Raw genomic sequence first — 12637 nt, 5'->3', positions numbered from 1 at the left:
TCCTGGGCAGCAGGTCGATTCCATGCCTCCGACGAGCCCTGCATCTCGGGGGCGTTTGAGCCCACGAGTTGCCATGTCAACTGGACGGCCGGGGCCGGCGGGGCCGCCCTCGGCGCCCGCTCACATCGCGTAGCGCAGGATGATCTCGGTGAGCCCCGCCGCGAGCAGCAGCAAGAGCCCGCCCACGAAGCAGAGCAGCGTGAACCGGTCGTCCCGCCACCGCTGCCGGAGCGGCACGATGTCCCGCTCCGGCAGCACGACGGCCCTCAGGGTCGCGTGGATCGGCAGCCCCCCCGGCCGCATCGCGACCGCCACGTTCGGCGGCTGCGCCAGCCCCATGTTCATGAACCGCGTCACCCCCGCGCGGAGCCGGTCCCCCATGCCGGGCATCGCGCTGCCGATCGCCACCGCGCGGAGCCACGGCGCCCGCTCGAACGCGTTCGCCATCGCGATCACCCCGAACAGCTGCTGCAGCCGCGGCATCAGCGCCCGCACCTCGGCCAGGTGCTGGAACGCCCGCGTCCGCGCCTCGGGCGCGTCCTCCGAGCTCACCCGCGCAAGGCAAGTCGACTCCAGCCGCGCGTTCAGCCCCTCGAGCTCCTGGAGGATCCGCGGCCCGGCGTGGTCCGGGCTCGTCTCGAGCGGGAGCGTGAAGCCCCACGGCTCCTCGCGCCCGCGCTCGGCGGTCCACTGGAACACCTCGGCGAAGCCCCAGAGCGTGTCGTAGCGCGACAGCACCACGTACGTCGGCACGTCGGCGCGCAGCGCCCGGCCGACCTCGACGAGGTACGCGCGGATGCGGTTCGCGTACGCGTCGAGCCCCTGCTCGTCGAGCTCGACGAACTCCGCGATGCTCAGGACGAGCAGGATGCCGTCGATCGGCTCGCGCTCCCGCGAGCGGCGCAGCTCGTCGCAGAGCCGCGAGAGCTCGGCCGGCTCCCGCCGCGGGCCGAGCACCGACGCCTCCGGCTCGATGAAGAGCGCCTCCTTCGCCAGCCAGTAAGAGCACCGCGCCCCGGGCACGCCGATCGGGAGCTGCCCGCCGCTCACGGGCCACGTCAGGTTCATCGAGCGGATCACCGTGGAGCGGCCCGATCCGGGCTCGCCGAGCACCAGGTAGCAGGGGACCGCGTAGATCCCCTGGTCGTTGCCCAGGTTCGCCTGCTCGACCAGCGTGTGGACGCTCGCCAGCTCGTAAACGAAGGAGCCGCTCATCGGACCCTTTGGGCGATCGTCCACGCGAGCGCGAGCGCGCCGGCGATCGCGACGAGCGACGCCAGCGCCCGCCCGACGAGGACGGACCGCCAGAACGACTGGGTGGGGAGGTGCTGCACCGCGACGCCCTCGACCTGCACCGGCTTGAGCACCCCGCCCTTCCAGTCCCGATCCGGATCCACGCCGAGCTTGAGCGACAGCTCGCGGCGGATCCGCAGCAGCTCGTCGGTGTTCTGCCCCGGCAGCCCGTAGCGCCCGCGGAAGCCGAGCCCGAGCACGCACGCGTACGTCGCCATGACCGGGAGCGGGCCCTTCCGGACGCGCTCCAGCCGCTCGAAGAACTCGACGCCCGCGTTGTTGGTCGTCCACCGCGACGCCTGGAGCGGGCGCTGCGCCCAGACCGGCCGCAGGTCCGGCAGCGACATCGCGAACTCGTCCGCGCACGCGGCGATCGCGAACATCCCGTCGTCGACCGACGCGATCGGCATCCCCTGCGCGAGCCTGGACCCCTTCAGCTCCTCGAGCAGCAGGTTCGCCTGCCGCAGCACGTGATCGGCCGGCGGCCGCCGCGGGGACTGGCGGAGCATGCAGAGCCAGAGGAGCATCTCCTCACCGAAGACGCCGATGGACGTTTCCACGCGGGCGCGAGCTTACGCCAGGCGCGCACCGACCGTCGACCCGGGCGCGCGTCCACCTTGCGCGCCGCGCGTAGGTCGACGGGCGGTCCGCGTCGGTCCGCGTCGGATCCCGCGCCGCGCGCCGCGGGTGCACCGGAGCGTCGACATCCGGGGGGGGCCGTGCCTATGCTCCGGCCGCTTCTCGAGCCCCCTTCGAGAGCAGCCGGGGTCGCGCGAAGGCGATCCCCTTGAGGAGAGGTCATGTCGGAGATCCAGAGCGTCATCGCGCGCGAAGTCATCGATTCGCGCGGCAACCCCACCGTCGAAGCCGAGGTCACCACGCTGAGCGGCACGGGCCGCGCGGCCGTGCCGAGCGGCGCGTCGACCGGCGAGCACGAGGCCGTCGAACTCAGGGACGGCGACAAGAAGCGCTTCCTCGGCAAGGGCGTGCTCACCGCGGTGAAGAACATCGAGACCGTCCTCGGTCCGGCCGTCCTCGGGATGGATGCGCTCGACCAGGCCGAGCTCGACAAGGTGCTCATCCAGGCCGACGGCTCCCCCAACAAGTCGAAGCTCGGCGCCAACGCCATCCTCGCCGTCTCGATGGCCGCCGCCCGCGCCGCCGCGGACACGGTCGACCTGCCGCTCTGGCGCTACCTCGGCGGCGCCGCGGCGCGCGTCCTTCCGACGCCGCTCATGAACATCCTGAACGGCGGCGTGCACGCCGACAACGGCCTCGAGATCCAGGAGTTCATGATCGTCCCCTACGGCGCCGAGTCGTTCGCCGAGGCGCTGCGCACGGGCACCGAGATCTTCCACACCCTGAGGGGCCTGCTCAAGAAGGACGGCATGGTCACGGCCGTCGGCGACGAGGGCGGCTTCGCCCCGCGCCTCCCGTCGAACCGGGCGGCGCTCGAGTACGTCGTGCGCGCCATCGAGGCCGCCGGCCACCGCCCGGGCGAGGACGTCGGCGTCGCGCTCGACTCGGCGCTCAGCGAGTTCTACGACGCGAAGACCGAGCGGTACACCTTCGACAAGCAGCAGAAGACCCGCGAGGAGATCGTCGCGATCTACGACGAGCTCGCCAAGGCGTTCCCGATCGTGTCCATCGAGGATGGCGTCGCCGAGAACGACGAGAAGGGCTGGCGCCTGCTCACGGAGCGGCTCGGCAAGAAGGTCCAGCTCGTCGGCGACGATCTCTTCGTGACGAACCCCGCGCGCCTCGCGAAGGGCATCGAGGACGGCCTCGCCAACGCCATCCTCATCAAGCTGAACCAGATCGGCACGGTCACCGAGACGCTCGAGTGCATCCGCCAGGCGGCCGAGGGCGGCTACCGGTCGATCATCTCGCACCGCTCGGGCGAGACCGAGGACACGTTCATCGCCGACCTCGCGGTCGCGACGAACGCGGGCCAGATCAAGACCGGCTCCGCGTCCCGCTCGGATCGCGTCGCGAAGTACAACCAGCTGCTCCGGATCTCCTACGCGCTCGGCGACGGCCAGGTCTTCGCCGGCCGCGCGCCGTTCCGCCGCCCCGGGGCGAAGCGCTCCAGCTAGCTCTGTTCTACCCGGCCAGGAGTCCGGCCATCGCTGGCCGGGCTCCTGCGCGGGTCGCCGCGCCTTCGCGCTGGCGTTTCTTGCTTTATTTCCTGGGGGATCCCCCTGCGCTCCGCGCCCCGGCGCCCGTGGTCGAGGCGGCGAGAAGCCCCGCGCGGCGCTGACCGCGCCGTCGGGGTCGATCTTGCAGCGCTACCAGCGGTCGCGCCCGCCGCCGCCGCGGCCACCGCCGCGCCCGCCGCCGCCACCTCCACGGCCGCCGCCGCCGCCGCCACCCCCGCGGAAGCCGCCACCGCCGCCGCCGCCGCCGCCGGGGCCGCCGGTGCGCTCGCGCGCCTCGTTGACCGTCAGGGTACGGCCGTCGAGGTCCTTGCCGTGCAGCGCGTTGATGGCCGCCTGCGCCTGGGCATCGCTCACCTCGACGAACCCGAACCCGCGCGACTGCCCGGTCATCCTGTCTGTCATCAACTGAATCGAGAGTACCTCGACGCCGGCCCCTTCGAACGCGGTGCGCAGGCTGTCTTCCGTCGAATGGAACGCCAGGTTCCCCACATAAAGCCGCTTGCTCATGTCTGCCGCCAATCCCGTTGCACGATCCCCGCTTCCCTCGCGAACGGCCCGGATCGTGCCGCGGGCCGCACGCGAAAACGCTCCCCGACGACCGGCCGTCACCCCACGTTCGGACGAGGCAACCACGTTGCAGCAGGCGGCCGGATCAGAGGTCGAGGACGAACGAGCCTTGAGGCGCTCCGGAAGCTACCGGCCGGCGGCGGGGTACGCAAGGTATTCCCCCAGGCTGGCCGCGTCTGCCTGTTCCTGACCACCGCCGCGCGCGGCGAGCCGGACCGTCGGACGGCGGCGGCGACGGCGCGCACCCCCCGTTGGATACGGCGTGCGCCTCGTGCCGCGATGCCCCGTGCGATGTGGACGAACGGGCTCCGGGCCTCCTCGCGCCGTTCGTGCTCGAAGTCCCGGCGAGCCGGCCGTCAGACCGGCGCGGTACCCTGCCTGTCCGGAGCTCGACCTGGAGGTCCGTCGCGCTCGCCCACGGCGAGCCCGCCGCCGTGCAGCTCGCGGCGATCGGCCGCTTCCAGGACGGCTCCGAGCGCGACGTCACGGCGCAGGTCAGCTCGAGCGCCAGCGACCTCTTCGCCGCGTGGACGCCGGCGAGCTCACGCGGCGGCGCGCGCGGCGGCCACCGCGGCGCGGGGCTGCACGACGCCGAAGCCCTGGCGCTCCGGCGCGATGCCGGGCAGCCCGCGCGCGGTCTTCATCAGGATGCGCCGGCATTGCTGCGGGGAGAGGCGCGGGTTCGCCTCGAGCATCTGCGCCACGACGCTGCTCACGATCGGCGCGGCGAAGCTCGTCCCGTCCACGTGTTTGTAATTGCCGGAGATCACCTTCTGGTCGCGCAGCTTGGCCGCCGCGAGCTGGCGCACGAGGTACGGCTCGCGGCCGGCGATGGCGTCGAGGTCCGGATCGACGCACGCGTGCTCGACGAGCAGCCCGGGCAGCTCCTCGTCCCGGGCGCGGTCGAGCAGCGAGAGGAGCTGCGCCTGCGCCGCCGTCGGCGTCCCGGGCAGGATGGGCGCCGCCAGCCAGATCGCCGGCGCGATGAGCTCCGGCTTCTGCAGCCCGTCGAGGGTGAGGCCGTACGAAGAGTGGTAGTTCCACGTCTGCTCTCCTGCGCCGCCGTCGTCGAGCCCCCCGACGGCGATGACGCTCGGCGCGCTGGCCGGCGGCAGGACGCGGTGCCCCGGGTCGTGCCCCGCGTTGCCCGCGGCGGCCACGACCACGATGCCGTGCCGGGTCGCGTCGTCGGCGGCGCGCGACAGGCTCCCGGTCAGGTACGACTCCTCGTAATCGCCGCCGCAGGAGATGTTGAGCACACGGATCCCGTGCTGCTCGCGGTGCGCGATCACCCATTCGATGCCCCGCCGGATGTCGTCGTGGATGATGCGGTGGGCGAAGCCGACCTTGACCAGCACGAGGTTCGCCTCCCAGGCGAGGCCGCGGAAGCGCCCGTCGGAGAGCGCGCCGTTCCCGGCGGCGACCACCGAGGTCATCATGCCGTGCCACGACGAGGCGTCCCCGTGCTCGAGCGCCGAGGGGCCCGCCTCGGGCGCGAAGAGGTCGTGGTAGGCGAGGACGCGGTTCCGGGGGGTGGTGAGGTCCGGGTGGGCGTAAAAGCCGGAGTCGAGGAAGGCGATGGTGACGCCGCGGCCGGCGTAGCCGGGGTCCGCGTGGAGCCGGTCCGCGATCGGCAGGATGCGCCGGGGGTCGAGGTCGCTTGGAGGCATCGGCGCGACACTATTTCACCGTTCCGCCGCCCCTGCCCTCGGGAACTCCGCGCGAGCCCGCCCGCTCGTCCAGCGGACGCGCGCAGCGCGCCGTCTGGACGGGCGCGCGGCGCTCCGGCAGGCTCGGGTGCATGAGGTCGTTCATCGCGACGATGGTGTATGAGCTCCACCCGGACACGCCCCCGGAAGCGAGGAAGCTCCTCCGGGCGCACCTCGTCGGCAGGCGCTGGCAGGACAGGCACGAGGGCGCGGTGATGCCGTCGACCGCGGTCTGGATCCGCCGCTCCGCGGAGGACCACGAGACGACCGACGACCTGCACGCCGCGTGCGCGCGCGACCTCGGCGACGCGGTGGCCGCCGTGGCGCGGGCGGGGCGGCCGATCCAGGTGCTGCGCGCGTGGATCCAGGTGAGCGGCGCGGGGACCTACGGGCTCGTCACGGTGCCGAGGCCGGCGGACGGCTGAGCGCGCGCCCCGGAAAGCCGCGCCCTGTCGTGGCGCTTCGGATAGGCTTGGATGGCTCGAAGGGAGGCTTGGATGGCTCGAAGGCTGGGGATTGGCGCGGCGCTGCTCTCGCTGGTCGCGCTCGCGGGTGGCTGCGGGGGGCTCTCGACGGAGGAGGCGCAGCAGCGCTGTGCCCAGCTGCGCGACGCGGTGCCGTCCTGCTCCACCGACGAGAGCCACGAGGCGTGCGTGAGCTGCTACGAGGAGTGCGGCGACGCCTGCGAGCCGTCGGGGGCGTGCCCGCAGACGTTCACCTGCGCAGAATGAGAGGGAGCTATATGAGCAAGGACAGGAAGAGCTCGCTGTTGGTCGCCGTCCTCGTCGCGGTCGCGGGCGCCGTGTCCGGCTGTGGCGGCTACGACACGGAGAAGGCGAGGGAGGTGTGCGCCGAGCACGTCGGCGAGGTCACCTCGCCCGCGCGGGCCGCCTCGTACGCCGACTGCATGGACTGTTTCGAGGAGTGCGGTTCGGGCTGCGCCGTGATGGAGAGCGATCCGCCGCAGTTCGCCTGCTCTGACTGATCGCCGCGCGCGCGAGCGTCGCAGGGAGGGGGCACCCCGACGAGGCGCTACGGGAGGGCCAGGCGCGCGGCCTCGCCCGTCGCCGGCGTCAGTTGACCTGGATGCCGCAGTTGAGGAACTCGATCGAGGTGTCGATCCGGAAGTGAGAGTCGGTCACGTGGCGCTCGGCGAAGAAGAAGTCGAGCTGATACGTCTTCCCGATCTCGAGCCCGAGGTCGTCGAGGTCGACGACCTCGAGCTGCTCGGCGTGGATGCCCCCGAGGTCGACCACCTTCTTCCCGTTGATGTACGTGAAGACGTCGTCGTCGCCGGCGAACGTGAACTGCTCGCCGCCCTTGTACTGGAAGCCCATGTGCATCTCGAAGGTGAAATGGTAGTTGTGCGGCCGCCCCTCGTTGCCGAACAGCGCCTCGTCGACCGGGAAGAACTCCCGGTTGTTGTACGTCCACACGCCGTCGCCTTCGGGGTCCTCGAACTGCAGCGTGAGGTTCATCGGCATGTTCACGCCCTCGGTGTCGCGGAACCACACGTCGAAGTTCTCCTTGCCGGTCGTGGTCGTGGTGCCCTCGGCCCCGCCGGCATAGACGGGTTTCAGGTCCTCTCCGAGGGTGTCCGTGACGATCATGTGATCGTCGCAGTTGATGCACTTGCCCTCGTCCTGCGGCTCCATGTCGGGGTGCGCCTCCTGGAAGTCGCGCACCCGGCCGGTGAACTTGCCGTCGCACGACTTGCCGGTTTCCTGGTCCTCCCCGGGGTTCCCGCCGACACCGCTGCTGCTGACGGTGGGATCGACCGAGCCGAAGCTGTCATCGTAGCCGCCCGTCCCGCTGGGCCCACCGGTGGTCCCGCCGGGCCCGCCTGCGCCCTGCCCCTGCGATGACGCGTCGCCTCCGCTGCTGCTGTTCCCCTGATTCTCTGCGCTACACGCGCCCAGCACGCCCATAAGCGCAAGCGCCGCCACGCACCCAGCCGTCTTTTTCATCGCCAACCTCGTGTTAAGATGCCGTCCCAAGACCCCGCCGGTAAATTAGCATGATGGTGTCCTCCCGGCGTGCTGACGTGGTGCGTTATCTTGTGGAATTGCACCCGGCAAATGTGCCTATTCTTTTGATGGTGCTGGGATTTTCTTCTGATGGTGTTCGCTCGGCGAGTCATGGCCGCAAGCGCGCCGGGCGCAGGGAGCACGTCAATTCGGTGATATCGACGCTTCGGCCACCCGGCGGCCGCCGGCCGACTCCCGAGCTGACGCGCAACGGCCGAATGCCGAGCTGACGGCCACAACCATGCTCCCCTCTGCTGCGCCGGCGGCCCTCGCCCCGCCGCGCGAGGCATCTTTCGTGGCGGTGCGATCTCCTGCCACGTCGTTTCGTCCACGGCGCGCGCCGCTCGTGGCTTGGGCCACGTCGCCGGGGCCGCTGCGCCGGCACGAAAGGCTCGACTTCCGGGCACGCTCGGGTTACGCGAGGTCCGCTCGTCACGGACACGGAAGAGACGCAGGTGCGCAGTGGACCACGAGACGCGGAGCGATACCGAGCCCGGCTCCAGCGCCGCTGAGGCGCGGGAGGCTCTCCACGCCGCCGAGGCGAGCCCGGTGCCTGTCCCGTGGACGGAGCCGCCGCCCCGGCGATCGACCGGCGCCGGCGAGGCGACCTGTCCTGTCTGCCTCGAGCGCATCGCCGCCGGGGTCGCCCTCTGCCCCGAGTGCGGGGAGCCGGCCGACGCGCCCAGGCGGACGGCGACGGCGCCTTCGATCCCCGATGCTCCCAAGGACGCGAGCTGGCTCTCCCTCCACTGGCGCCCGCTCGTCACGATCGGCGCGATCCTGGGGCTCATCAGCACCGGCGGCGCGCTCCGTTACCTGGCGCCCCACCGGTTCGCGCCGTCCCGGGCCGCGTCGCCGGTCGCTCCCCCGGCCCCGGTGTGCGGGGCGCCGTGCTGGAGCGGCGAGTCATGCCAGCTCGGCCGCTGCGTCTGGCAGCGCCCGAACGACGTCGGCCACCTGGCCGACACGCACGCGCCCTCGATCACCGGCCCCTTCTCGCTGCCCAAGGACGCGCTCGACGCGCTCCCGCTCGACCGTGACCGCTTCGTGGTCGCGCTGTCCGCCGGCCTGGAGGTGCGCAGCTCCCGGACCGGCCAGGCGCTGAGCCTCGTCTCCGAGGCGCCCCACGTCCGGCGCCTGCACCGCGTGGGCGACGTCGTCTACGCGACCGCGCCCTCGCGCATCTACGTGATCGACGCCGCCACGACGCGGCTGCTCAAGACGATCGAGCTCGGCGAGGCCGTGGGCGACATCCAGGTAGGCGCCTCGGGCCGGCGCGCGCTCGCCTCGCTGCCGGCGGCGCACGCGGTGGCGATCCTCGCGACCGAGTACCACGCCGAGATCGAGCGCATCCAGTTCGGCGACGACGCCGTGGGCCCGGTGGCCGTGGACGACAGCGGCACCCGCGCGATCACGACGACGGGCCAGCTCCCGCTGCCCGGCAAGGGCGAGCCGTCGGGCGGCGTCGCCTATCCGTTCGACCCGAGCCGGCTCGGCTCGGAGCAGGATCGCGTGCGCACCTCGATGGTGGGCAACCCGGCCAGCGCGCTCATGATCCCCGACGGCTCGGCGGGCTTCGTGGCCCTCCGGGCCGAGAACACCCTGGTGCCGCTCACCTGGCTCCCGTCGGGCGCGGTCCGGCAGGAGGCGCGCATCACGACGTGCCGGGAGCCGGAGCAGATCGCGCTCGTCCGGAGCGACCGGCGCGCGATCGTGCGGTGCAACGAGGGGCGGGCGATCCAGGTCTTCGATCTGTCGAAGCGCGAGCTGCTCCGCGCCGTCACGTTCCCCGGCCGCGCGCTCGACATGGCCATCGCTCCGGACGGGGCGCAGGCGGTCGTCGCGCTGAGCGGCGACGGGGCGGGCTCGGTGGCCCTGGTCGATCTGAAGAGCTACGCGGCGAAGGTCCACCCGCTCGGCGGCGAGCCGACGCGGGTGCGGCTCGCCCCGGACGGCGGCTCGGCGCTCGCGCTCGGCGATCGCGCCAAGGTCGCATGGGTGCTGCAATGAGCGAGCGTCGCGTCCCGTGCCCGAGCTGCGGCGCGCGGATCGTCGAGGGGGCGCGCAAGTGCCGCGCCTGCAAGGGGTGGCTCGGCGAGCGCCACCGCGGCTCCGTGGGGTCGCTCTCCGGCCGCGAGCCGCGCCTGGCGCGGGCCGCGGTGACCGTGGCGAGCGGCGTCGCGGCCGTGATCATCGCCACCCTGACCAGCCTGAAGTCGCCCGTCGGCGAGGCGCCGCCGCTGACCGCGCTCGCGCCGGAGGGCGCCGCCTCGCGCGCCGCGCCGGACGACGCGCCGGACCCCGCGGCGTTCGGCCCCGACGCCGCCGAGCCCGCGCCGCCCCCGGCGGAGCCGAAGGGCCGCTGGCGCGCCCGCGAGTTCCGGATCGGGGACGTGCACCCGCTCGACGTGGTCTTCAACCCGAGCGGCACGTCGATCTACGTCAGCGCCGACGACGCCTCGCTGCGCGAGTACAAGCTCCAGAGCGGCGAGCTCATCCACAAGGCGTCGATGCCGGCGCAGGGCGACCACATCCGGCTCCTGTTCGACCGCTACGTCGCGGTGCTGCGGCACGAGGACGCCGCGCGGATCCCGGTGATGGACACGACCGCGTGGGATCGCGATCCGGTCCTGCTCGACGTCGGCCGGACGCCGGGCGACATCGTGGCGCTGCCGGACGGCAGGACGGTGGTCGCGGCGACGACGGACACGAAGCGCGTGACGAAGTTCGAGCTGCCGACGGGGGTGCGGCTCGCGAACATCACGCTCCCGCACGCCACGGGGCAGCTGTTCCTCGTGCAGGCCGAGGGGCGCCCCTACATCGCGGCGCTCGGCGCGCTGACGCACGCGGGCCGGCCGGGGGGCGCGTGGATCGACCTGTTCGATCCGAGCGAGTCGCCGTTCGGCGCGACCCGGCGGAGCATCGCGGTCGGGCGCGAGCCGCGCGAGGGCGACATCACGCGGGATGGCGGCGCCGTGTTCTTCCCCGATCGGCTGTCCAACACGGCGATCCTGCTGAGCGTCGCCGGGGTGACCGAGACGAGGAAGACGCCCGTCGGCGTCGGCCCGACCGCGGGCTTCTTGCTCGATGAGGACCGGTACGGCATCACGCTCAACGCCGAGGCGCGGACCGCGAGCGTCATCGACCTGTCGACGATGGAAGTGAAGAGCACGCTCCCGCTCCGCGGGGTGCCGCTGACGGGCGTCACGTCGCCCGACCGCAAGACGCTCTTCGTGGCGCTCGGCGGGACCCGGTGGCCTCCGGTCGGCAGCGGCGTCGTGGTCATCGCGGGCGACCCGCCGAGGGTCGTCGCGTCGCTGCCCACGGGCAAGGGCGCGTGCGCCGTGGCGGTCTCGAAGGACGGCGCGCGGGCGGTGGTCGCGTCGTACTGGGACCGCTCGATCACGGTGCTCGAGCGGTAAGGCCCGGCCGCGGCGGCGGATCGGCGCTCCGCGCATCGCTCGCCCGCGGCTCGTCTTGATGGCCGGCAGGTTTCTCCGAGGTTCCGCGGCGCGCAGGTAACGACATCTCCGGCGAACAGAGGTGTCGAACACGCGCCATCATTTCGTCCCTGTCATCTTTGCGAAACCTCTCTGCGCGGAGAGTGGGAGCAGGCTCAGCAGAGCCGACGGCAGTTCCGAAGGCCGTCTCGTTGCGCTGGCGACGAGGCCACAGCGGTTGTCCTCCAGCCCAACCCCCTGCTCTGCCCATGACCAACAAGCATCCATGTCGTCCGTTGTTCCGTGTGTTCTTCGGCGCGAGCCTCCTTTGTCTGCCTGCGTTTCAGGCGTCGGCTCAGCCCGCGACGGAGCCTGCCGCCGCGGAGCCGCCGGCGGACAAGCCCAAGCCGCCTCCGTATTCGTTGCCGTTTCAGCTCCGTCCGGTCGTCGCCGTGTCCGTCGTGCGCTCCGACACCGCGATCGCCTTCTACAGCGCTCCTTCCGCGAGCTCCTCCGGCTCGACAGTCGCGTCCACGCTGCTCTTCAGCTACAAGGTGACCGACGAGCTGGCCCCGCTCGTGCGGCTCGGCGTCGTCTCGAACTCCCCGCCTGCGGGCGACTCGGGCTTCGGGTTCCTGAACCCTGTCGTCGGCGCCACCTACGCGCTGAAGCTCACGCCGGAGCTGCGACTCGCCCTGTTCCTTGGCCTCACGGTGCCCGTGGGCTCCGGCGGCGGCAACACGCCGAGCCCGGAGATGGGCCCCGCGAGGACGGCGGGGATCTACGCCCGCTCGGCGATGGATAACGCGATGTTCGCCGTCAACGACCTCACGGTCTTCCCGGGCGTCGGGCTCGCCTATGTCGCCCACGGCTTCACCGCGCAGATCGAGGCCACGGTGCTCCAGCTCGTGCGCGTCCGCGGGGAGGACGTGCAGCCGGACTCGTCGAAGACGAACTTCACCGCCGGCGTGCACCTCGGCTACTTCGTCGTCCCGATGCTGTCGATCGGCGCCGAGCTCCGGCACCAGCGCTGGCTCTCGACGCCGGTCTCCGTGCAGAAGGACGCCTCCCGCGCGACGCGCGAGACGACGACGGTGGCCGTGGGGCCGCGCGGCCACTTCAAGCTGGGAGAGAAGATGTGGTTGCGCCCCGGGGTCGCGTTCGCGATGGGGCTCGATGATCCGATGACGGCGTCAGAGCACAAGATCCTGCAGATCGACGTGCCGTTCGCCTTCTAGATTCCCGATCCTGATCCGACCATCGGTCCAGGCTGGCTCGCCCGTCGGGCGCAACCGGCGGCCCGAGCAGCCGAGCGATCGCTTCGTGAATCCCCTCCTGGGGTCGCCGTCCGTCCAGGGGCGGGCGCAGCGGGGTCCTCGTGGTATCGATAGTGTATCGATACAGGAGGGGTCTGACGATGTCACGATCGCGGGAGCATGGGG

The 12637-nt window shown here is 72.2% G+C and carries 12 protein-coding genes; 7 read left to right on the top strand and 5 right to left on the bottom strand.

All coding sequences use genetic code 11. The annotated features are described in order from the left end of the window. Nucleotides 1-120 precede the first annotated feature (120 nt). Both WME73_RS42880 and WME73_RS42875 read right to left on the bottom strand, forming a co-directional pair. Complete coding sequence (locus WME73_RS42880; RefSeq protein WP_437742044.1) at nucleotides 121-1215, bottom strand: type VI secretion system protein; 1095 nt, start codon at nucleotides 1213-1215, stop codon at nucleotides 121-123. Next, nucleotides 1212-1853, bottom strand: a complete 642-nt coding sequence (locus WME73_RS42875; RefSeq protein WP_437742043.1) for a DotU family type IV/VI secretion system protein — start codon at nucleotides 1851-1853, stop codon at nucleotides 1212-1214. The genes WME73_RS42880 and WME73_RS42875 overlap by 4 nt, the downstream gene beginning before the upstream one ends. Before the next feature lie 240 nt (nucleotides 1854-2093). Here WME73_RS42875 and eno point away from each other — a divergent pair, with 240 nt between their 5' ends. Then, on the top strand, nucleotides 2094-3389 hold the full coding sequence (gene eno / locus WME73_RS42870; RefSeq protein WP_437295560.1) for a phosphopyruvate hydratase: 1296 nt from the start codon (nucleotides 2094-2096) through the stop codon (nucleotides 3387-3389). Nucleotides 3390-3581: 192 nt separating this feature from the next. On the opposite strand, the gene WME73_RS42865 is transcribed toward eno, so the two are convergent. Together WME73_RS42865 and WME73_RS42860 are read right to left on the bottom strand one after the other, a co-directional pair. Then, nucleotides 3582-3959 carry an RNA recognition motif domain-containing protein gene (locus tag WME73_RS42865; RefSeq protein WP_437913343.1) on the bottom strand — a complete coding sequence of 126 codons (378 nt, stop codon included), beginning with the start codon at nucleotides 3957-3959 and terminating at the stop codon, nucleotides 3582-3584. A 602-nt stretch (nucleotides 3960-4561) separates the two neighbouring features. Continuing rightward, the gene (locus WME73_RS42860) at nucleotides 4562-5689 is read right to left on the bottom strand and encodes a S8 family serine peptidase (RefSeq protein ID WP_437742041.1); all 1128 of its coding nucleotides are present in this window, start codon (nucleotides 5687-5689) and stop codon (nucleotides 4562-4564) included. A 131-nt stretch (nucleotides 5690-5820) separates the two neighbouring features. Here WME73_RS42860 and WME73_RS42855 point away from each other — a divergent pair, with 131 nt between their 5' ends. From WME73_RS42855 to WME73_RS42845, 3 genes are all read left to right on the top strand, one after another. Further along, a complete protein-coding gene (locus WME73_RS42855; protein WP_437742040.1) occupies nucleotides 5821-6153 on the top strand; it encodes a hypothetical protein in 333 nt (110 codons plus the stop codon). 72 nt (nucleotides 6154-6225) lie between these two features. Further along, on the top strand, nucleotides 6226-6459 hold the full coding sequence (locus WME73_RS42850) for a hypothetical protein (protein ID WP_437742039.1): 234 nt from the start codon (nucleotides 6226-6228) through the stop codon (nucleotides 6457-6459). Nucleotides 6460-6470: 11 nt separating this feature from the next. Next, nucleotides 6471-6713 (top strand): hypothetical protein, encoded by a 243-nt coding sequence (locus tag WME73_RS42845; RefSeq protein WP_437742038.1) that lies wholly within the window; start codon nucleotides 6471-6473, stop codon nucleotides 6711-6713. A gap of 88 nt (nucleotides 6714-6801) precedes the next feature. Here WME73_RS42845 and WME73_RS42840 read toward each other — a convergent pair whose 3' ends face one another. Then, complete coding sequence (locus WME73_RS42840; protein ID WP_437742037.1) at nucleotides 6802-7695, bottom strand: fibro-slime domain-containing protein; 894 nt, start codon at nucleotides 7693-7695, stop codon at nucleotides 6802-6804. A 522-nt stretch (nucleotides 7696-8217) separates the two neighbouring features. On the opposite strand from WME73_RS42840, the gene WME73_RS42835 reads away from it, so the two are divergent. The 3 genes from WME73_RS42835 (at nucleotide 8218) to WME73_RS42825 (ending at nucleotide 12433) form a co-directional block, all read left to right on the top strand. Further along, a complete protein-coding gene (locus tag WME73_RS42835) occupies nucleotides 8218-9765 on the top strand; it encodes a YncE family protein (RefSeq protein WP_437913342.1) in 1548 nt (515 codons plus the stop codon). Then, nucleotides 9762-11177, top strand: a complete 1416-nt coding sequence (locus tag WME73_RS42830; RefSeq protein ID WP_437742035.1) for a hypothetical protein — start codon at nucleotides 9762-9764, stop codon at nucleotides 11175-11177. The genes WME73_RS42835 and WME73_RS42830 overlap by 4 nt, the downstream gene beginning before the upstream one ends. A 287-nt stretch (nucleotides 11178-11464) precedes the next feature. Continuing rightward, nucleotides 11465-12433 carry a hypothetical protein gene (locus tag WME73_RS42825; RefSeq protein ID WP_437913341.1) on the top strand — a complete coding sequence of 323 codons (969 nt, stop codon included), beginning with the start codon at nucleotides 11465-11467 and terminating at the stop codon, nucleotides 12431-12433. Nucleotides 12434-12637: the final 204 nt, after the last annotated feature.

Source organism: Sorangium sp. So ce302 (assembly GCF_051530145.1).
GTDB classification, from domain to species: Bacteria; Myxococcota_A; Polyangia; order Polyangiales; family Polyangiaceae; genus Sorangium; species Sorangium cellulosum_B.
The sequence above is the reverse complement of the archived record's forward strand: the minus strand, read 5'-3'. Positions and strand labels throughout refer to the sequence as shown.

What these genes read in the sequence shown, in the direction of transcription:
- WME73_RS42880 (WP_437742044.1), bottom strand. Translation starts at nt 1,215, where the DNA reads ATGAGCGGCTCCTTCGTTTACGAGCTGGCGAGCGTCCACACGCTGGTC.
- eno (WP_437295560.1), top strand. Translation starts at nt 2,094, where the DNA reads ATGTCGGAGATCCAGAGCGTCATCGCGCGCGAAGTCATCGATTCGCGC.
- WME73_RS42865 (WP_437913343.1), bottom strand. Translation starts at nt 3,959, where the DNA reads ATGAGCAAGCGGCTTTATGTGGGGAACCTGGCGTTCCATTCGACGGAA.
- WME73_RS42860 (WP_437742041.1), bottom strand. Translation starts at nt 5,689, where the DNA reads ATGCCTCCAAGCGACCTCGACCCCCGGCGCATCCTGCCGATCGCGGAC.
- WME73_RS42855 (WP_437742040.1), top strand. Translation starts at nt 5,821, where the DNA reads ATGAGGTCGTTCATCGCGACGATGGTGTATGAGCTCCACCCGGACACG.
- WME73_RS42850 (WP_437742039.1), top strand. Translation starts at nt 6,226, where the DNA reads ATGGCTCGAAGGCTGGGGATTGGCGCGGCGCTGCTCTCGCTGGTCGCG.
- WME73_RS42845 (WP_437742038.1), top strand. Translation starts at nt 6,471, where the DNA reads ATGAGCAAGGACAGGAAGAGCTCGCTGTTGGTCGCCGTCCTCGTCGCG.
- WME73_RS42840 (WP_437742037.1), bottom strand. Translation starts at nt 7,695, where the DNA reads ATGAAAAAGACGGCTGGGTGCGTGGCGGCGCTTGCGCTTATGGGCGTG.
- WME73_RS42830 (WP_437742035.1), top strand. Translation starts at nt 9,762, where the DNA reads ATGAGCGAGCGTCGCGTCCCGTGCCCGAGCTGCGGCGCGCGGATCGTC.
- WME73_RS42825 (WP_437913341.1), top strand. Translation starts at nt 11,465, where the DNA reads ATGACCAACAAGCATCCATGTCGTCCGTTGTTCCGTGTGTTCTTCGGC.